The organism is Glycomyces dulcitolivorans, from assembly GCF_003265355.1.
GTDB classification, from domain to species: domain Bacteria; phylum Actinomycetota; class Actinomycetes; order Mycobacteriales; family Micromonosporaceae; genus Glycomyces; species Glycomyces dulcitolivorans.
Window position 1 is genome coordinate 1 of the sequence record NZ_QFRW01000089.1, and the last position, 17,654, is coordinate 17,654.

The 17,654-nt window shown below is 71.0% G+C and carries 18 protein-coding genes; 8 read left to right on the forward strand and 10 right to left on the reverse strand.

Translation table 11 applies throughout. The features are described from left to right. A partial coding sequence (locus DI269_RS10010; protein ID WP_112135293.1) for an alkaline phosphatase PhoX occupies window positions 1–1,069 on the forward strand: 1,069 nt, incomplete at its 5' end. 62 nt (window positions 1,070–1,131) lie between these two features. Here DI269_RS10010 and DI269_RS10015 read toward each other — a convergent pair. Together DI269_RS10015 and DI269_RS10020 are read right to left on the reverse strand one after the other, a co-directional pair. Then, on the reverse strand, window positions 1,132–1,545 hold the full coding sequence (locus DI269_RS10015; RefSeq protein WP_112135295.1) for a type II toxin-antitoxin system VapC family toxin: 414 nt from the start codon (window positions 1,543–1,545) through the stop codon (window positions 1,132–1,134). Then, window positions 1,542–1,832, reverse strand: a complete 291-nt coding sequence (locus DI269_RS10020) for a type II toxin-antitoxin system Phd/YefM family antitoxin (RefSeq protein ID WP_112135297.1) — start codon at window positions 1,830–1,832, stop codon at window positions 1,542–1,544. Before DI269_RS10020 ends, DI269_RS10015 begins: the two co-directional genes overlap by 4 nt. Window positions 1,833–1,994: 162 nt before the next feature. Here DI269_RS10020 and DI269_RS10025 point away from each other — a divergent pair, with 162 nt between their 5' ends. The 4 genes from DI269_RS10025 (at window position 1,995) to DI269_RS10040 (ending at window position 5,174) form a co-directional block, all read left to right on the forward strand. Beyond that, entirely contained in the window at window positions 1,995–2,720 is a 726-nt protein-coding gene (locus DI269_RS10025; RefSeq protein WP_112135300.1) for an ABC transporter ATP-binding protein, read from the forward strand. 1 nt (window position 2,721) lies between these two features. Next, complete coding sequence (locus DI269_RS10030; RefSeq protein WP_112135302.1) at window positions 2,722–3,459, forward strand: ABC transporter permease; 738 nt, start codon at window positions 2,722–2,724, stop codon at window positions 3,457–3,459. 9 nt (window positions 3,460–3,468) lie between these two features. Continuing rightward, complete coding sequence (locus DI269_RS10035; protein WP_112135305.1) at window positions 3,469–4,089, forward strand: TetR/AcrR family transcriptional regulator; 621 nt, start codon at window positions 3,469–3,471, stop codon at window positions 4,087–4,089. A gap of 68 nt (window positions 4,090–4,157) precedes the next feature. Next, window positions 4,158–5,174 (forward strand): magnesium and cobalt transport protein CorA, encoded by a 1,017-nt coding sequence (locus DI269_RS10040; RefSeq protein WP_112135307.1) that lies wholly within the window; start codon window positions 4,158–4,160, stop codon window positions 5,172–5,174. On the opposite strand, the gene DI269_RS10045 is transcribed toward DI269_RS10040, so the two are convergent. Further along, a complete protein-coding gene (locus DI269_RS10045; protein ID WP_232822693.1) occupies window positions 5,171–5,872 on the reverse strand; it encodes a VIT1/CCC1 transporter family protein in 702 nt (233 codons plus the stop codon). The genes DI269_RS10040 and DI269_RS10045 overlap by 4 nt on opposite strands. A 174-nt stretch (window positions 5,873–6,046) precedes the next feature. Between DI269_RS10045 and DI269_RS10050 the strand changes: the two genes are divergently transcribed. Continuing rightward, window positions 6,047–8,395 carry a DUF4153 domain-containing protein gene (locus DI269_RS10050; RefSeq protein ID WP_157974879.1) on the forward strand — a complete coding sequence of 783 codons (2,349 nt, stop codon included), beginning with the start codon at window positions 6,047–6,049 and terminating at the stop codon, window positions 8,393–8,395. 15 nt (window positions 8,396–8,410) lie between these two features. Here the strand turns inward: DI269_RS10050 and DI269_RS10055 are convergent, their stop codons facing one another. The 3 genes from DI269_RS10055 to DI269_RS10065 are packed head-to-tail and all read right to left on the reverse strand — an operon-like array spanning window position 8,411 to window position 11,710. After that, on the reverse strand, window positions 8,411–9,415 hold the full coding sequence (locus DI269_RS10055) for a methionine synthase (protein WP_112135313.1): 1,005 nt from the start codon (window positions 9,413–9,415) through the stop codon (window positions 8,411–8,413). Next, complete coding sequence (gene mnmA, locus DI269_RS10060; RefSeq protein ID WP_112135376.1) at window positions 9,408–10,532, reverse strand: tRNA 2-thiouridine(34) synthase MnmA; 1,125 nt, start codon at window positions 10,530–10,532, stop codon at window positions 9,408–9,410. The genes DI269_RS10055 and mnmA overlap by 8 nt, the downstream gene beginning before the upstream one ends. A 20-nt stretch (window positions 10,533–10,552) precedes the next feature. Next, complete coding sequence (locus tag DI269_RS10065; protein WP_112135315.1) at window positions 10,553–11,710, reverse strand: cysteine desulfurase family protein; 1,158 nt, start codon at window positions 11,708–11,710, stop codon at window positions 10,553–10,555. Window positions 11,711–11,983: 273 nt separating this feature from the next. On the opposite strand from DI269_RS10065, the gene DI269_RS10070 reads away from it, so the two are divergent. After that, window positions 11,984–12,895, forward strand: coding sequence for a hypothetical protein (locus DI269_RS10070; protein WP_112135317.1), 912 nt, complete (start codon window positions 11,984–11,986; stop codon window positions 12,893–12,895). 81 nt (window positions 12,896–12,976) lie between these two features. Here the strand turns inward: DI269_RS10070 and DI269_RS10075 are convergent, their stop codons facing one another. From DI269_RS10075 to DI269_RS10085, 3 genes are all read right to left on the reverse strand, one after another. Beyond that, window positions 12,977–13,588, reverse strand: coding sequence for a biotin transporter BioY (locus DI269_RS10075; RefSeq protein WP_112135319.1), 612 nt, complete (start codon window positions 13,586–13,588; stop codon window positions 12,977–12,979). Window positions 13,589–13,739: 151 nt separating this feature from the next. Further along, window positions 13,740–14,669: an electron transfer flavoprotein subunit alpha/FixB family protein gene (locus DI269_RS10080; RefSeq protein WP_112135321.1), complete on the reverse strand. Its 930-nt coding sequence runs from the start codon at window positions 14,667–14,669 to the stop codon at window positions 13,740–13,742. Window positions 14,670–14,678: 9 nt separating this feature from the next. Continuing rightward, on the reverse strand, window positions 14,679–15,449 hold the full coding sequence (locus DI269_RS10085) for an electron transfer flavoprotein subunit beta/FixA family protein (protein WP_112135323.1): 771 nt from the start codon (window positions 15,447–15,449) through the stop codon (window positions 14,679–14,681). A 166-nt stretch (window positions 15,450–15,615) separates the two neighbouring features. Between DI269_RS10085 and DI269_RS26975 the strand changes: the two genes are divergently transcribed. Continuing rightward, window positions 15,616–15,939, forward strand: coding sequence for a PLD nuclease N-terminal domain-containing protein (locus tag DI269_RS26975; protein WP_157974880.1), 324 nt, complete (start codon window positions 15,616–15,618; stop codon window positions 15,937–15,939). Window positions 15,940–16,019: 80 nt separating this feature from the next. Here DI269_RS26975 and clpX read toward each other — a convergent pair whose 3' ends face one another. After that, a complete protein-coding gene (clpX, locus tag DI269_RS10095; protein ID WP_112135327.1) occupies window positions 16,020–17,318 on the reverse strand; it encodes an ATP-dependent Clp protease ATP-binding subunit ClpX in 1,299 nt (432 codons plus the stop codon). Between the last annotated feature and the right edge of the window lie 336 nt (window positions 17,319–17,654).

Sequence of the window (17,654 nt, forward strand, 5' to 3'; positions counted from 1 at the left end):
GTGGCGCCTGGTGCGCGGCCACGGCGTCGCGGGCGCCCCGGACGCGGCCCCCGAGGACGCCAAGCACCGGTACGACGCGCTCGCCTCGGGCGGCGCGACGACCCTCGCGGTGTCCTGGAAGGACGGCGCGCCCGTGTTCGAGGGCGCGCACCGGTCCCTGTCGGGCACCGTCGCGAACCGCTCGGGCGGGGCGACCCCGTGGGGCTCGTGGCTGGCGTGCGAGGAGGCCACCGCCGGGACGGCGGCCGGCTGGGAGGCCCCGCACGGCTACGTCTTCGAGGTCCGGTCGGCGGCCGACGAGGAGTCGGAGCCGGTGCCGCTCAAGGCGATGGGCCGCTTCGCGCACGGCGGCGCCGCGGTCGACCCGCGCACCGGCGCGGTGTACCTGACCGAGGACCAGAACACGGCCGGGTTCTACCGGTTCCTGCCGGACGTCCCCGGCGAGCTCGCCGAGGGCGGGCGGCTCCAGATGCTCAAGGTCGTCGGCGAGTGGAACGCCGAGACTCGCAACGGCCGCCGGGCCGGGCGCAGTGTCTACGCCGAGTGGGTCGACATCGACGACCCGGACCCCGCGGGCGCCGAGGCGGACCCGTACGCGGTGTTCGACCAGGGCTGGGCCCGCGGCGCGGCCGTGTTCGGCCGGCTCCAGGGCTGCTTCTTCGCCGACGGCGCGGTGTACGCCGCGTCCGCGTCGGGCGGCGACGAGGGCGAGGGCCAGCTGTGGGAGTTCCGCCCGCGCGGCCTGCGCGGCGGCACCCTCAAGCTCGTGTTCGAGTCCCCCGACGCCGCGCTCCTGCCGTTCCCCGACGCGATCGCGCTCTCCCCGGCGGGCGGCCTGGTCCTGTGCGAGGGCACCGGACGCGAGGCGCCGGTGCTGCGGGGCCTGACGCGCGAGGGCGAGGTGCTCGACCTCGCCGGCCACGACGGGACCGCCGTGTGGCGCGGGGCCGTGTTCTCGCCGGACGGACGCGTGCTGTTCGCGAACCTGCGGGGCGGGACCCGCGGCGACCGGGCCGAACCGGGCCGCACGGTCGCGATCTGGGGACCCTGGCGGCAGGGCGTCCTCTAGAGAATCTTCACCCTCCGATAGGGCCGGCCCCGCGGTTGCGACCGCGGGGCCGGTCTTTCGCGCTACGCGGCTCCCGGTGCGATGACTTGCAGCCCTTGGTGCTCGGCGGCCGCAGTCAACTCCTTGTCGTACGTGACGAATGCTCCCAGCTGAAAACGAAAGAGCTCAGCTGTGGCCAGGTGGATCGAATCCAGCGTGCCCAGCCTCTGAATGCGGTACGAGATAGCGGTTCGGAGGACCACCCTCGTGTACTCGACCACACCCAAGAGGTCGAGGGTGCTGTTGACCCTCTCGGAAGCCTCCTCTGCCGAATACCCGTGACGGGTCAGCGTGCGGGTCAGCTCCAGCTCCGTCAGTTCGGAGGTGGCCATCGCATCCTCCGCACCAAGCCCCTTCATCCAGGCACGGAGTGCGGCGGACTCGGACTCGGACTTGATCAACTTGATGAGAGCGCAGGAGTCCATGTAGAAGATCAACGCTCCCGGTCCTTCCTCCGGTCGGCGGCGATCATTTCGACGCTGTCCGGAAGATCGGACAGGTCCTCCCAGATCGGAGGCAGTCGACGCCGACTCCGCACCGGCGGCCGCAGTTGACCGGCGGCGACAAGCTCGTCCCAGGGGGTCGGTTCCTCGTTGGGGGCGTGTGGCGTCAAGTCCACGATCGGCTTCCCGTGGTCGGTGACGACTATCCGCGCCCCGGCCGCAACCCTGGCCATGATGCTCGACAGATTGTGGTTGAACTCGCGCAGCCCGATGTATTCCATAGTCACATTGTATTACTTACACCGACTACATTGCCAGATTGCGAAGACACACCGCGTCTCATCGAATTTTCTTCAGGAGAGGGTTCCGGGCGTAGCATTTCACCATGCGATGAATTCCTGTGCTACGGTGAATTCATCATTCGTTTAATTTTGGAGGCCCCGATGCCGTCCACTCCCGCGATCGCGGTGACCGACCTGGTGGTCGATCGCGGCAAGCGCCCCGTCCTCAAGAGCGTCTCGACGGCGATCTCCGCCGGGACCGTCACCGGCCTGCTCGGCCCCTCCGGCTCGGGCAAGACCACGTTCATCCGCTCGGTCGTCGGCACGCAGAAGACCAAGGGCGGCACCGTGACCGTCCTCGGCGAGCCCGCCGGGTCCAAGCCGCTGCGCGGCCGCGTCGCGTACGTCACGCAGGACGCCTCGATCTACCGGGACCTGTCCGTCAAGGCCAACGTCGCCTACTTCGCCGCGCTCTACGGCCGCGGCCGCGCCGAGGCCATGCGCGCCATCGAGCGCGTCGGCATGGGCGACCACGCCGACAAGCTCGCCGGGAACCTCTCCGGCGGCCAGAAGACCCGCACCTCGCTCGCGTGCGCGCTGGTCATCGGACCGGAGGTACTCGTCCTCGACGAGCCGACCGTCGGGCTCGACCCGGTCATCCGCGAGGAGCTGTGGGACCGGTTCCGCGAGCTCGCCGCGGGCGGCGCGACCCTGCTGGTCTCCAGCCACGTCATGGACGAGGCCGACCGCTGCGACCGGCTCCTGCTGCTGCGCGAGGGCCGCTTCATCGCCGACGACACCCCGGCCGACCTGCGCGCCGCCACCGGCACCGCGAACCTCGAAGCCGCGTTCCTCCACCTCATCCGCGAACTCGAAGGGGCGAACTGACATGTCGCTTCGGATCACGTTCATCACCGCCGGGCGCATCCTGCGCCAGCTCCTCAACGACCACCGCACGGTCGGGCTCATCCTCGCCGTGCCCGCGCTCATCATCGCCCTGATCAGCGCCATCATGGACGAAGCGCCGCAGGTCTTCGACAAGACCGGCCTGATCCTGCTGGCCGCGTTCCCGTTCATGCTCATGTTCATGATCACCTCGATCACGCTCCTGCGCGAGCGCACCGGCGGCACGCTGGAGCGGCTCATGACCACCCCGACCGCGAAGCTCGACCTGGTCGTGGGCTACGCGCTCGCGTTCGGGACGGCGGCCGCGGCGCAGACCGCGGTGGCCGCGACGGTCGCGTTCGCGTTCCTGGGCCTGGACACGCAGGGGCCGACGTGGGCGGTGTTCCTCATCTGCATCGTCACCTCGCTGCTGGGGATGGCGCTGGGGCTCTTCGTGTCCGCGTTCGCGACCACCGAGTTCCAGGCGATCCAGTTCATGCCGGTGATCGTGGTGCCGCAGCTGTTCCTGTGCGGCCTGATCTGGCCCGCCGACCAGATGGCCGGCTGGCTCCAGGGCGTCTCGGACGCGCTGCCGCTCACCTACGCGGTCAAGGCGCTCACCGAAGTCCAGCTCAACCCCGACGTCACGGCCGACATGTGGGCCGACCTCGCGGTCGTGTTCGGTGCGGTCGTCGTCGCAACCGTCCTCGGAGCCGCGACGCTCAGGCGGCGGACCAACTAAGGTCGTCACGTGGCGAGAACCAAGCGAACCGGCAGGCGCTCAGGCAACCCCGACACCAGGTCGGAGATCCTGGGCGCCGCCCGGCGCCTGTTCGCCGACGAGGGCTTCGAGTCGGTGTCGATGCGGCGCATCGCCGGGGAGGCCGGGGTCGACCCGTCGCTGATCCACCACTACTTCGGGTCCAAGGACGAGCTGTTCATGGCCGCCATCGAGATCCCCTTCGACCCGGCCCCGGAGGTCGCCGCGGTCCTGAAGACCGGCGACGTCGCGGACGCGGGCGAGCGGCTCATGCACGCGTTCGTCGCGATCTGGGACGGCCCGCACCACGAGAAGCTCCTCGCGGTGGTCCGCACGAGTCTCTCCAAGCCCGCGATGTCGTACGTGCTGCGGCAGCTGTTCGAGCACCGGATCGTCAAGGCCATCGAGGACACCCTCGGCGACCGGGTCGACCACATCCCCGTCCGGGCCTCGTTCATCGCCAGCCAGGTCTTCGGCCTGGTCGTGGCCCGGTACATCCTCAAGCTCGAACCGGTGGCCTCGCTGAACGCCGGCCAGCTCGCCGAGACGATCGGCCCGACCATCGACCGGTACCTGACGATGCCGGTGGAGCACCTGACGCGGGATTCTTGACGGAATCCTGATGCGAGCGAGCCTCACGCGGGTTCGGGACCAGGGCGAACGACCCCTACACTGGCCGCATGCCGATCGTCGACAGCGCCATCTACCGCAAGGGCGTCCGCGAGTCGCACCACGTCACGCTCGACCAGACCTTCGAGGACCTGCACGAGCACGGCGGCTTCGCGTGGATCGGGCTCTACCGGCCCACCGAGGAGGAGCTCGCGGCCGTCGCCGAGGAGTTCGAGCTGCACCACCTCGCGATCCAGGACGCCCAGACCGGCCACCAGCGCCCCAAGCTGGAACGCTACGGCGACACCCTGTTCGTGGTCCTGCGCCCGGCCCGGTACCTGGACGAGACCGAGCAGGTCGAGTTCGGCGAGGTCCACCTGTTCATCGGCCCGAACTTCGCCATCAGCGTCCGCCACGCCGAGAACCCCGACCTCTCGCAGGTCAGGCGCCGCCTCGAAGCCGACCCGGAGCTGCTGGCGCTGGGGCCGCAGGCGGTCCTGTACGCGGTGCTCGACGAGGTCGTCGACGGCTACGAGCCGGTCGTCGCGGGCATGGAGAACGACATCGACGAGATCGAGGACGAGCTGTTCTCGAACGACTCGAACGTGGCCCGCCGCATCTACGAGGTCGCCCGCGAGGCGATGGCGCTCCAGCGGGCCACGCACCCGCTCGTGCGGATCTTCCGGTCCCTGGAGGCCGGGTACGACAAGTACGCCGTCGACATCGAGCTGCGCCGCGACATGCGCGACGTGCTCGACCACGTGCTGCGCACCATCGAGCGCGCCGACACGTTCCGCGCGCTCCTGGAGAACGCCCTCACCGTCCACTCCACGCTGGTGACGCAGGCGCAGAACGAGGAGATGCGCCAGCTGTCGCACGCGAGCATCGAGCAGGGCGACCAGGTCAAGAAGATCAGCTCCTGGGCGGCGATCCTGTTCACCCCGGGCCTGGTCGGCACCGTCTACGGCATGAACTTCACGCACATGCCCGAGCTGAGCTGGACCCTCGGCTACCCGATGGCCCTGGGGATGATGCTCATCTCCGCAGGTCTCTTGTACTGGGCGTTCAAGCGCAGCAACTGGCTCTAAGCGGCGATTCCGAACAGGGACCCGACCGCGTACGTGACGATCATCGTCGCCGCGCCCACGCTCATGATCCGCAGCATCGCGGGGCCCTTCGGGGCGCCGCCGAGGCGCGCCGACGTGTAGCCGGTGAGCGCCAGCGCCGCGACCACCGCGAGCGCGCAGCCCCAGACGCGGACGCCGTCGGGCAGCAGCGTGATCGCCAGCAGCGGCAGCAGCGCGCCGCACGTGAAGCTGATGAACGACGAGATCGCGGCGTGCCAGGGGTTGGTGAGGTCGTCGGGGTCGAGCCCGAACTCGACCGCGGCGTGGGCGCGCAGCGGGTCGCCCTCGGAGAGCTCGCGGGCGGCGCGGTGGGCGGTGGCCTCGGACAGGCCGCGGCGCTCCAGGTTCTCGGCGAGCTCGTCCTCGGCGGCGCCGGGGTCCTCGCGCAGCTCGCGCCGCTCGGCCTCGACGAGGGTCGCCTCGGTGTCGCGCTGGGTGGAGACCGAGGTGTACTCGCCTCCGGCCATCGAGAACGCGCCGGCGACAAGGCCGGCGACGCCCGAGACGAGGATCGTGGACCGGTCGGCGGTCGCACCGGCGACGCCGATGACGATCCCGGCGACCGACACGATGCCGTCGTTCGCGCCCAGGACGCCGGCCCGGAGCCAGTTGAGCCGGTTGCCGATCGAGCCGAGTTCTTCACCACCGTGCGCTTCCACGCCATCAGTGAACCACAGGGTTGCGTCCAGTGGGTCTTCTCACGCGGTGCGTTGTTTCGCCCCGGTGTGGAGTGTTATCTCCAGGCACCGGAAACCGCCTGTCCACTGGGGACCTTTCCCGGGTGGACCCGCCACGATATGGTCGGAACCCCTCCGATGAGAAGGGGCTCGATAATGAGCGAACCCGAAGCCACCCCCGCGCCGCGGTCTGAGGACGAACCGGGGCCAGCGGCCCCGGGCGAGGCGCGATCGGCCGAGACTCCACGCGAGGAGCCGGCCGCGGAGCGAAAAACGGAAGGACCCCCCGGCGACTCCCCCGCCGCGAGCCCGACGCCGCCCGAACCGGCGAGGCAGGCCCTGCCGCCCGTCCAGCAGGGCGTCCTGGTCCCGCCGCCCCCGCCGCAGATGCCGCACGGCAACCCGTACCACCAGCAGGCGTACTACCAGGCGCCGCCGCAGCAGCCGCGCATGATCCTCCCGAACCCGCGCTGGCACCGGCCGCAGCTCAACGCCTCGCAGACGATCGTCCTGCTCGCGTTCGCGGTCGCCCTGTTCGCGGCCTGGTCGGCCTTCCCCGGCGACGGCGTCGGGATCGGTCTGGCGATCACCGGCATCGCCCTGGTCGCGGTGCCGCTCCTGGCCTCAGGCGAGGACGTGCTCCCCCGGCTGCCCGGCGCGGTCATCGTCGCGGCCCTGTGGTCGGTGGCCGCGGTCCGCGACGCCGGCTGGGTGGTCGCACTGTGCGCGGTCGCCGCGTTCGCGCTGACGCCGCTGGCGCTCACGCCCCAGCGGAAGATCAGCGGCACGGTCGTCGCGGTCTGCCTCGGCTGGCTCGAAGGGCTCGCGGAGTCCTTCAAATGGGCCAAGCGCGGGCGGCCCGCGAAGGACGCGCGGAACCCCGGCACGATCCGCCTGATGTGGACCGCGGGCGTCACGGTCTGCCTGCTCCTGGTCTTCGGCGGGCTCTTCGCCGCGGCGGACTCGACGTTCGCCGGCCTGGTCGGGCGGCTGATCCCGGACCTGAACCCGGCCGAGGTCATCCTGCGCCTGGCGCTGGCCGCGATCCTGCTGCCGATCGTGCTGACGTGGATCTACACGGCGGTCGCGAAGCCGGTCTTCGACTCGGCGGAGGGCCGCGAGCACCGCACGGTGTCGCGGTTCGAGCTGGCGATCCCGCTGGGCGCGCTGAACCTCCTGTTCGCGGCGTTCATCGCCGTGCAGGCGCGGGTGTACTTCGGCGGCGAGGACTACGTCATGGACACCGCCGGGCTGACGTTCGCCGAGTACGCGCGGCGCGGCTTCTGGCAGCTCAGCGTCGTCGCGGCACTGTCCCTGGCGCTCATCGCGATCGCCGCGTGGCTGGCGCCCAAGCGCACCAAGGGCGACCGGTGGACGGCCCGGATCATGCTCGGGCTGCTCGCGGTCATGTCGCTGGCGGTCATCGTCTCGGCGGTGTACCGGATGTACACGTACACCGAGAAGTTCGGGCTCACACGGCTGCGGATCTGGATCTTCACCGTCGAGTTCTGGCTCGCGGTGCTGTTCGTGCTGGTCCTGGTGGGCTGCTGGCGCCTGCGGGCGACGTGGCTGCCGCGCGCGGTCCTCGCCTCGGGCGCTTTGACGCTCCTGGGTCTGGCCGCGGCGAACCCCGACGCGCTCATCGCCCGCTACAACATCACCCATGAGAACGACCTGGACCTGGACCTGGCCTACCTGGAGGACCTGTCGGCCGACGCCGCGCCGGAACTGCTGGCGCTGCCGGAGGAGGACCGCGAGTGCCTCCTGAACGAGTGGAGGTCCCCGTCCGAGGAGGATGAGGACGAAGGGGAGGAACCGCGGGACCTCATGGCCTGGAACTGGGGCTTTCAGCGGGCGCAGGACCTGGCCGACGGGGTCGGCGAGCCGTCCGACCCGCTGTGCTTCACCGAGTACGGCGACGTCTACGACTCAGACCGCGACTACGGCGTCGACGGCCCCGAGTGGGACGGCGAGGAGACCGCGTCGATCGAGGACACCGTTCCCGGCGAGGCCGGGTTCTGGCACTGGGACACCTGCGCGCAGTACGACCTCGCGGGCGTGACCGAGTTCTTCGGCACCTCCGCGAACGGCGACCGCGGCGTTGTCCCCGACGACCCGCAGCAGTACGCCGAGGAGCTCGATCCGTCACTCCTCCAAGGCGAACGGGTCCTGCACTGCGGCTACTACGGTCCCGGCTCGCGGTACCTGATGGTCGAGACGTACGAGTGGAACTCGGCCGACGAGGCGCTGGCCGGGGCCATGTACATGCAGCTCGCCGACGAGGTCGACGGGATCTACGAGGTCACCGACATCGCCGAGATCGACGCCGAGGCCACCGCCGGGTACGTCGCGGTGCTGGAGAACGAGATGTACCAGTACACCGAGGTCATGGACAACCTCGTGATGGTGGTGTCGCTGAGCGACACCGCCACCGACCTCACGGCCCGGCCGGTGTGCGACGACCTGGTCTCGCAGTCGTACCAGCTCCACGCCGAGCTGAGCTGACGCGCAGAACCAGGGTCAGCCGCGGAGCCGCTCGGCGGCTTCGCGGCTGGCCTCCATCGCGAAGCGGGCGTAGTCGGGGCTCGCCCCGGCCATGCCGCAAGTGGTGGCAACACTCACCTGCTGCGGGAGCTGCTCGGGCGGGAAGCCGAGGCGGTTCCACAGGGCCAGAACACGGTCGGCCGCGGCCTTGGCGATCCCGGGGTGCGGTTTGCCGAGCGCGGGGACGACGCCGGCGATGAGGCGCCCGCCGCCGTCGAGGTACTCCCCCAGGGCGTCCACGCGCGGGACGTCGTCGGGTTCGAGGATCGTCAGGTCCAGCGAGACCGCCTGCGCGCCGGCCTCCTGGAGGAGCTGCACGGGCACGTCGGGGGCGCAGCAGTGGACGACGACGGGGACGCCGACCGCGTCGGCGACCTCGCGGAGCCGGTCCTGCGCGACCTCGACCGGCACCCGCCGGTAGAAGTCGAGCCCGGACTCGGTGTTCACGCGGCCCGCCAGCGCGGCGGGCAGGCTCGGTTCGTCGAGCTGGATCGACAAGGCGGCCTTCGGCATCCGCGCCTGCGCGGCCGCGATGTGGTTGCGCAGGCCCTCGGCGAGGGACGCGGCGAGGTCGGCGACCGCGCCGGGGTCGGCGAGCATCGCGCCGCCGGTGCGCCGCCACAGGTTCGCGGCGAGCGTGAACGGCCCGACCGCGGTCAAGCGGACCGGCCCGGTCGCGTTGACCTCATGGAGGGCGTCGAGGTCGCGTTCGAGGAAGTCGCGGGCGCGGCGGGCGTCGACGCCGGGCAGGTCGGCGATCTCCCAGCGGAAGGCCCACCATTGGACGGGCAGGCCGGCGAGGAGGGCCGCGCCGCGGCCGATCATGTCGGCGCCGAGGCCGCGGCCGGGGAGTTCGGGCAGGTACGGCCATTCGGGGAGCTCGCCGAACACGATGTTGGCGGCCTCGCCGATGTCGGTTCCGGGGAGGGAGCCGATGCCGGTCGCCACGCCTGAGGGGAGGGCTGCGGCGGCGTCAGACACCGGCGGTCTCCAAGGACTCCACTGTGCCATCCGTCGCGCGGAGCGCGGTGTCGATGGTGCCCGAGGCGAGGACGGCGTCCCCTTGGGCGGCGTCCGGGTCGTAGACGACGAGGGCCTGGCCGGCGGCGACCCCGAACGCGGGCCGGTGGAGGCGCGCGGAGAGGCCGTCGTCCTCGACGGTGACGGTGGCCGGGTAGACCTCGCCGTGGGCGCGGAGCTGGATCTCGGCCTCGAACGTGCCGGTGCGCTCCGCGGCGAGCCAGACGGGCTTGCCGGTGCGGATGCGGTCGACGCGCAGGGCCTCGCGGGGGCCGACCTCGACCCGGTTGTCGACGGGCGTGATCGACAGGACGTAGCGGGGCTTGCCGTCCGCGGCGGGGCGCTTGAGGCCGAGGCCGTGGCGCTGGCCGACGGTGAACTGGTGGGAGCCGTCGTGGCTGCCGAGGACTTCACCGGTGGCCTGGTCGACGATGTCGCCGGTGGCGGAGCCGAGCCGGTTCTTGAGGAACCCGGCGGTGTCGCCGTCGGCGATGAAGCAGATGTCGTGGCTGTCGGGCTTGCGCGCGACGGCGAGCCCGCGGGTCTCGGCCTCGACGCGGACCTGGTCCTTCGGGGTGTCGCCGAGCGGGAACATCGAGTGGGCGAGCTGCGCGGGGGTGAGGACGGCGAGGACGTAGGACTGGTCCTTGCCGGGGTCGACGGCGCGGCGCAGGAGCCCGTCGTCGCCTTTGCGGGCGTAGTGGCCGGTGGCGACGGCGTCGAAGCCGAGGGCCATGGCGCGGTCGAGGACGGCGGCGAACTTGATCTTCTCGTTGCAGCGCAGGCACGGGTTGGGGGTGCGCCCGGCGGCGTACTCGCTGTAGAAGTCCTCCACGACGTCCTCGTGGAAGCGCTCGGCCATGTCCCACACGTAGAAGGGGATGCCGATGACGTCGGCGGCGCGGCGGGCGTCGCGGGAGTCCTCGATGGTGCAGCAGCCGCGGGCCCCGGTCCGGTAGGTCTGGGGGTTCTTGGACAGCGCCAGGTGGACGCCGGTGACGTCGTGCCCGGCCTCGACGGCGCGGGCCGCGGCGACGGCCGAGTCGACTCCGCCGCTCATGGCGGCCAGTACTCGCAGTTTCACGCTTCCCATGCTAGCTACGTGAGCCCGGCGGACTTGGCGCGGCGGACCGCTTCGGGGAGGGCGGCGACGAGCGCGTCGACGTCGGCCTTCGTGGTGGGCCAGCCGAGGGTGAACCGCAGGGAGGAGCGGGCGTCGTCGGGGTCGGCGCCCATGGCGAGCAGCACGTGGGAGGGCTGGGCGATCCCGGCAGAGCAGGCCGAGCCTGTGGCGCATTCGACACCGGCGGCGTCGAGGAGCATCAGGAGCGCGTCGCCTTCGCAGCCGGGGAACGACAGGTGCGCGTTGCCGGGGAGGCGCAGCTCGGGGTCGCCGTTGTAGACGGCGTCGGGGACGGCCAGGCGCAGCCGGGCCACCAGGTCGTCGCGCAGGAGCGCGAGCCGCTGCGACTCGGTCTCCTGGGTGCGCACGGCGTGGACGACCGCTTCGGCGAGCGCGGCGATGCCGGGCACGTCGAGGGTCCCGGAGCGGATCTCGCGCTCCTGGCCGCCGCCGTGCAGGAGCGGGACGGCGGTGACGTCGCGGCGCAGCAGGAGCGCGCCGGTCCCGGTGGGGCCGCCGAGCTTGTGGCCCGACAGGGTCAGGGCGGCGGCGCCGGAGGCGGCGAAGTCGACGGGGACGTGGCCGACGGCCTGGATGGCGTCGGTGTGCACGGGGATGCCGTGTGGTTCGGCGAGCGCGGCGATCTCGGCGATGGGCTGGAGGGTGCCGACCTCGTTGTTCGCCCACATGCAGGTGATCACGGTGATCTCGCCGGCCCGCTCGTCGAGGAGCTCGGCGAGGACGGCCGTGTCGATGCGCCCGATCTTGTCGACGGGCAGCTCGGTGACGTCGGCCTTCTCGTGGTCGCCGAGCCAGGCGACGGCGTCGGCGACGGCGTGGTGCTCGATCGCGGTGGTGACCACGCGGTTGCGGCCGTCGGCGCGCCGGGCCCAGTGGATCCCCTTGACGGCGAGGTTGTCGGCCTCGGTGCCGGAGCCGGTGAAGATGACCTCCCCGGGTTTGGCGGCGAGGGCTTCGGCGATGCGTTCGCGCGCCTCTTCCACGGTGCGGCGGGCGGTGCGCCCGGAACCGTGGAGGGAGGAGGCGTTGCCGAGGGACTGGGCGGTGCGCACGTAGGCGTCGAGCGCTTGGGGGAGCATCGGCGTGGTCGCGGCGTGATCGAGATAGGCCATGGCCTCTCCAGTCTACGTTTGAATTACAGCTCGCAAGCTTCGCCGTGACTGGCGCGTCCCGCGTCACGCCCTCCGCCGGATGCGCCGCACGCAAGCGTGTTCCGCACCGTGGGAAGGGGCCGCGGGGCGTCCCGAGATGTCGGCCTCGGACGCGATGGTTGGCCCGCGATAGAATCTGACGAATCCTCCTACCTTTCCGGTATACAGGAGCCGCCACCCCGGACCGGGTTGCGAAGAGACCGCGCAAGCCGTGTCGAGAGAAAGTGTGTGCCGATGACGCCCGAGCTCGCCGAAGCGCTTCGCACAGGGCCGTTCCACACCGCGCTGCGCGTCGCCATCCAGACCAGCGGCCTCGGCCTCGACCGCATCCGCCACCGCCTCTCCATGCGCGGGATCACGGTGTCGACCACGAGCCTGAGCTACTGGCAGTCCGGGCGCTCGCGCCCCGAGCGGGCCGAGTCGCTCGCGGCCGTCACGGCCCTCGAAGACCTCCTCGAACTCCCCGCCGGGTCCCTGCGGGTCCTCCTCGGCCCCAAGCGCGCCCGCGGCCCCCGCTCGATCCGCGGCCAGCTCCCCCGCCCCGACGCCGTCCTCGGCGGCGACGCGGTCCGCGAGCTGTGCGACAAGGTGCCGGCTTCCCGCGAGCACACCCTCGACATCCTCAGCCAGCAGGTCATCGTGCACGTCGACTCGCAGTGGCAGGAGTCGGTGTTCGAGCTGTCGATGCTGGTTCGGGCGAGGCGCGACGACGTCGACCGGTACATCCTGCTCTACAGGGGCGACACCGGCTGCGACATCGACGACATCGAGTTCAAGCCGGTTCGCGACTGCACGGTCCCGAACGTCCTCCGCCACGACGACGCCCCGGTCGCGCTGGCGGAGATCGTGTTCGACACGCCGCTGCCGAAGGGCGCGACGCACCTGTTCGAGATCGTCGTGCAGGGCAACGGCGGCGTCTCCAGCGGGCACGGGAACGCGTTCCGGTACCCGGTGGACCAGTACTCGCTCCAGGTGCGGTTCTCCTCGGACGCGATCCCGAAGCGGGTGTACCGCTTCGCGCAGTCGAGCCTCCAGAGGGAGAAGCGCGAGACCGGGGACTTGCAGCTGGGCCCGAACCGCACGGTGGCACTGGCGGAGCCGGTGCCGAGGCCGGGCGCACTGGGCATCGGCTGGGAGATCAGCTGACCGGGATCCTATAGGAAATAGGATATACGAAAGGGCGCCCCCGGCTCGAAAGCCGAAGGCGCCCTTTGGAGTCTCTCGTGCTTAATCCTGGTCCCGGAACTTGTTCACGGCCCACCAGGTGCCGGGGAGCAGCAGCGCGGCGAAGACGAGCTTGACGAAGTCGCCGGCGAGGAACGGGATCATGCCCGCGTCAAGGGCCTGGGAGGCGCTCATGTCGAGGGCGACGGCGAGGTAGGGGACGCCGAAGGCGTACATGATGACGTTGCCGATCACCATGAGGCCCACGGTCTTCAGGATGGTGCGGTCGCCGCCGCGCTTGGCGAGAAAGCCGACCGCGACCGCGGCGGCGAGGAAGCCGATGATGTAGCCGAAGGTCGGCATGGCGTACCCGGAGGTCCCCTCGGTGAACCACGGGACGCCGGCGGCGCCGGCGGCGAGGTAGAGCCCGAGGGTCAGGGCCGCGCGCAGCGGGCCGAAGGCGGCGCCGACGAGGAGCACGGTGAACGTGGTGAGCACGAACGGCACCGGGCTGATCTGCGGGATCGTGAACGCGACCTGCGCGGAGGCGCCGACGGCACCGGCACCGGCGAGGACGAGCACCGCATCGCGGGCGACAGCGCGGGCCCGGGTCGAGGCCGGCAGGAGGTCGGCGAGTACGCGGGGCGCGGCAATCGTGGCGGTTGAGGCGACCATTGCGGATTCCTCCAACATCATCTGTAGGTTCTATATAACGAGAGGCTCCGGGAAGCCTAACCCACGACTGTTACGACCGAGTGACGGCCTTCCAGCCCACGAGACGCCGGTGGCCGGTCCCCTTCCGGGAACCGGCCACCGATCTGCTGTCCTACTTGCGCTTCTCGATCTCGTCGAGGGCCTGCGGGAGGACCTGGAAGAGGTCGCCCACGACGCCGAAGTCGGCCATGCCGAAGATCGGGGCGTCGGCGTCCTTGTTGACGGCCACGATGACCCGCGAGGTCTGCATGCCGGCGCGGTGCTGGATCGCGCCCGAGATGCCGGCCGCGACGTACAGCTGCGGGCTCACGGTCGTCCCGGTCTGGCCGACCTGGAACTTGTGCGGGTAGTAGCCCGCGTCGGTCGCCGCGCGCGAGGCACCGACCGCGCCGCCGAGCGAGTCCGCGACGCGCTCGATGAGCGCGAAGTCCTCGGCCGAGCCGACGCCGCGGCCGCCGGAGACGACGATGCGCGCCTCGGACAGGGCCGGGCGGTCGCCGGCGGGCTCGTCGACCCGCTGGGCGACCTTGACGCGCTGGTCGGCCTCGGCCACGGTCGCGTTCACCGTCTCGACCGCGGGCGAACCCGGGGCCGGGGCCGGCTCGGTCGCGCCGGACTTCACCGTGGCGAGCGTGAATCCCTTGGTGGACTTGGACTTCACCACGGTGGCGCCCGCGAAGGCGTCCTGGGTGGCAGTCCCGTCGGCCGCGAGGCCCGAGACGTCGGTCATGAGCCCGTTGTCGAGCGCCACGGCCACGCGGGCCGCGAGGGCCTTGCCCTCGTCGGTGCTCGGGAGCAGGAAGAAGCCCGGGTTCGCGCTGCGCGCCAGGTCGATGAGGACGGTCGCCTTCGGATCGACGAAGTAGTCGTCGGCGCCGGGGGCCTCGACCCGGTACACCTTGGCGGCGCCGTACTCGCCCGCGAGCGAGGCGGCGGCGTCGTCGAAGGCGATCGCGGAGACGTCGCCCAGGGTGCGCGCGAGGGTGAGGACCTCGGCGGCGTGCTTGCCGGAGTTCGGTACGTACACGAGGATGTCGGTCATGGCGGTCTCCTAGATGAACTTCTCGGCGGCGAGGAATTCGGCGAGGGCGGTCCCGCCCTGGCCTTCGTCGGTGACGATCTGGCCGGCGGCGCGCTCGGGGCGCGCGGCGGCCTCGACGACCTCGTTCCAGGCGGCGGCCGGGCCGGCCGCGGCGACGCCGAGGTCGGCGAGGGTCAGCGACTCGACCGGCTTGCGCTTGGCGGCCATGATGCCCTTGAGCGACGGGTAGCGCGGGGTGTTGATGGTGTCCCAGACCGAGACGATCGCGGGCAAGTTCGCAGTGAGCACGTCGTACCCGTTGGCGCGCTGGTGCTCCACGGTGACCGTGGACCCGTCGGTGTCGATCTTGCGGGCGCCGGTCAGGGCCGGGGCGCCGGTGCGGGCGGCCAGGAGCTGCGGCATGACGCCCATGTTCGAGTCGGTGGACTCGGCGCCGGCGATGACGAGGTCCCACTCCAGGCGGCCGAGCGCGGCGGCGAGGATCGCGGAGGTGGCGAGCGCGTCGGAGCCGCCGACGGCCTCGTCCTCGATGTGGACGGCCTTGTCGACGCCCATCGCGAGGGTCTTGCGCACAGTCTCGGTGGCCTGGCCCGGACCGAGGGTCAGGACGGTGACCTCGCCGCCGTGGGCCTCTTTGAGCTGGAGCGCGGCTTCGACGGCGTATTCGTCGAGCTCGCCCATGACGTTGTTGGCGCCGTTGCGGTCCACCCGCAACTGGGCGTCCAGTTGTCTCGCGAGCCCCGAGTCGGGGACCTGCTTGACCAGAACCACGATGTTCATAGACAACCTCCGAGGTCGTTCTTGGCGACACAAACAAGGGCCTTGCACCGACCCTGAGCCTAGGGCCGACTATATCCTACGAAGTTACTATCGAGTAACACCACGGAGGGCGCAACACCCCGGTCCGTTGTTGTACCGGTGGCGCCGGGCAGGCATGATTGACGACATGATCCGCGCGTTCGTCTTCCTCTTCTTGGCGCACCTGGCGCTGGTCATCGCCGCGCTCGCCGACTGCCTTGGGGGCGAGCACCATCCCAGGAAGCTGACGCGCGGGTGGTGGGTGGTCATCATCCTGTTCGTGCCGGTCGCCGGCGGCATCCTCTGGTTCTCGCTGGGCCGGGCCCGCCCGCCGCGGCCCCAGCCGGGGACCGGACGCACCGGCAGCCACGGCGGCCCCCGCGACCCCAAGGGCCCGGTGGCCCCGGACGACGACCCCGACTTCCTGCGCGACATCGACCGCCGCCTCCGCGACGAGAACAAAGAGGACTGACCGAAGACCGTCGTACCCCCGGGTCACTATCGAACCGGGGGCGCCGGCGCGCGGACACACCCGACCTCGGGGGCCGGACCTCAGGCCGACTTCTCGCGGCGGATCCGGACCGGGCGCCGCGGGGTGGCCTTCGTGCGCGGCACGAGCGTGGGATTCACGTTGCGGCGCACCACGTCAGCGGTGATCTCGACCTTCGCGACCTCGTCGGCCCGCGAGGGGATCTCGTACATGACGGGCTGGAGGACCTCCTCCATGATCGCCCGCAGCCCCCGCGCGCCGGTGCCGCGCAGCAGCGCGGACTCGACGATCGGCTCCAGGGCGTCCTCGGCGAACTCCAGCTCGACGCCGTCGAGTTCGAGGAGGCGCTGGTACTGCTTCACCAGGGCGTTCTTCGGCTCGGTCAGGATGCGCAGGAGCGCGGCCTTGTCGAGGTGGTCGACGGTGGTGAGGATCGGCAGGCGCCCGACCATCTCGGGGATGAGCCCGTACTTGAGCAGGTCGTCGGGCATGACCTGGGAGACGAGCGCGTCCTCCTCGCAGGTCTCGGCGTGCAGCGGGGCGGTGAAGCCCACGGTGCGTTTGCCGATGCGGCCCTTGATGATGTCCTCGATCCCGGCGAAGGCGCCGCCGCAGATGAAGAGGATGTTCGTGGTGTCGATCTGGATGTGCTCCTGGTGCGGGTGTTTGCGCCCGCCCTGCGGGGGCACTGACGACACGGTGCCCTCCAGGATTTTCAGGAGCGCCTGCTGCACGCCCTCGCCGGAGACGTCGCGGGTGATCGAGGGGTTCTCGGCCTTGCGTCCGGCCTTGTCGATCTCGTCGATGTAGATGATGCCGGTCTCGGCGCGCTTGACGTCGAAGTCGGCGGCCTGGATGAGCTTGAGGAGGATGTTCTCCACGTCGTCGCCGACGTACCCGGCCTCGGTGAGGGCCGTGGCGTCGGCGATCGCGAACGGGACGTCGAGCATCCGGGCGAGGGTCTGCGCGAGGTGGGTCTTGCCGGAGCCGGTGGGGCCCACCATGAGGATGTTCGACTTCTGGAGCTCGACGTGGTCGCCGCCGCGGTTCGAGCCGAGCTCGTCGAGCTGGACGCGCTTGTAGTGGTTGTAGACCGCCACCGCGAGCGAGCGCTTCGCGTGGTCCTGGCCGATCACCCACTGGTCGAGGAACTCGACGATCTCCTTGGGCTTGGGGAGGTCCTCCCAGGCCACCTCGGCGTCCTCCGCGAACTCCTCTTCGATGATCTCGTTGCAGAGGTCGATGCACTCGTCGCAGATGTACACGTTGTTCGGGCCGGCGATGAGCTTCCGGACCTGCCGCTGCGACTTCGAGCAGAACGAGCACTTCAAGATCTCGCTGTCACCCAGGCGTGGGGCCATCGCGGTAACTCCCTCCCTCGGCGGCGTGCGATCCAGGGCCGCCGAGCGTGCGTGCTTGCTCCGTTGATTCAGGACGAACGGGTGTCTCGAATCCAGTATTTCGCATTTGCGGCCACTGCGCCAGGGCCGTCTCAGACCGTGTTGGCGGGTCCGGTTCCGGGCGGCGGCGGGTGCCAGCGCCACGGTATCGCGGACGGGCGACATTCGGGGGCGATCGACGGAGGATTCGGGGGTGCGGGGAGCGCGGCGGCCGGTCGGCCGCCGCGCTTCCCGCGGGGCGTCTTACGCGGCCACTTCGGCCGGCAGGGCGTTCTTCTTGCGGTAGGTGAGGACGTT